Annotated in this window: 1 rRNA gene; it reads right to left on the bottom strand. The window is 53.0% G+C overall.

The window, feature by feature from the left end:
* Positions 1 to 11: 11 nt before the first annotated feature.
* Positions 12 to 1566 (bottom strand): 16S ribosomal RNA (locus MU515_RS20020).
* Between the last annotated feature and the right edge of the window lie 10 nt (positions 1567 to 1576).

Raw genomic sequence — 1576 nt, 5'->3', positions numbered from 1 at the left:
TAATCATCGTATAAGGAGGTGATCCAGCGCCAGGTTCCCCTAGCGCTACCTTGTTACGACTTCACCCCAGTCATGAACCACAAAGTGGTGAGCGTCCTCCCCGAAAGGTTAAACTACCCACTTCTTTTGCAGCCCACTCCCATGGTGTGACGGGCGGTGTGTACAAGGCCCGGGAACGTATTCACCGTGGCATTCTGATCCACGATTACTAGCGATTCCGACTTCATGGAGTCGAGTTGCAGACTCCAATCCGGACTACGACGCACTTTTTGGGATTCGCTCACTTTCGCAAGTTGGCTGCCCTCTGTATGCGCCATTGTAGCACGTGTGTAGCCCTACTCGTAAGGGCCATGATGACTTGACGTCGTCCCCACCTTCCTCCGGTTTATCACCGGCAGTCTCCCTGGAGTTCCCGACATTACTCGCTGGCAAACAAGGATAAGGGTTGCGCTCGTTGCGGGACTTAACCCAACATTTCACAACACGAGCTGACGACAGCCATGCAGCACCTGTCTCAGAGTTCCCGAAGGCACTAATCCATCTCTGGAAAATTCTCTGGATGTCAAGAGTAGGTAAGGTTCTTCGCGTTGCATCGAATTAAACCACATGCTCCACCGCTTGTGCGGGCCCCCGTCAATTCATTTGAGTTTTAATCTTGCGACCGTACTCCCCAGGCGGTCTACTTAACGCGTTAGCTCCGAAAGCCACGGCTCAAGGCCACAACCTCCAAGTAGACATCGTTTACGGCGTGGACTACCAGGGTATCTAATCCTGTTTGCTCCCCACGCTTTCGCATCTGAGTGTCAGTATCTGTCCAGGGGGCCGCCTTCGCCACCGGTATTCCTTCAGATCTCTACGCATTTCACCGCTACACCTGAAATTCTACCCCCCTCTACAGTACTCTAGTCTGCCAGTTTCAAATGCAATTCCGAGGTTGAGCCCCGGGCTTTCACATCTGACTTAACAAACCACCTGCATGCGCTTTACGCCCAGTAATTCCGATTAACGCTCGCACCCTCCGTATTACCGCGGCTGCTGGCACGGAGTTAGCCGGTGCTTCTTCTGCAGCTAACGTCAAAGATGCACGCTATTAACATACACCCCTTCCTCACTGCTGAAAGTACTTTACAACCCGAAGGCCTTCTTCATACACGCGGCATGGCTGCATCAGGCTTGCGCCCATTGTGCAATATTCCCCACTGCTGCCTCCCGTAGGAGTCTGGACCGTGTCTCAGTTCCAGTGTGGCTGATCATCCTCTCAGACCAGCTAGGGATCGTCGCCTTGGTGAGCCATTACCTCACCAACTAGCTAATCCCACCTAGGCATATCCTGACGCGAGAGGCCCGAAGGTCCCCCTCTTTGCTCCGAAGAGATTATGCGGTATTAGCCATCGTTTCCAATGGTTATCCCCCACATCAGGGCAATTTCCTAGGCATTACTCACCCGTCCGCCGCTCGACGCCGTTAACGTCCCCCGAAGGTTCAGTTAACTCGTTTCCGCTCGACTTGCATGTGTTAGGCCTGCCGCCAGCGTTCAATCTGAGCCATGATCAAACTCTTCAATTTAAGATTTTGT

It is taken from the genome of Vibrio intestinalis, assembly GCF_025195085.2.
Classification (GTDB): Bacteria; Pseudomonadota; Gammaproteobacteria; order Enterobacterales; family Vibrionaceae; genus Vibrio; species Vibrio intestinalis.
This window is presented reverse-complemented; position numbering and strand designations above follow the sequence as displayed.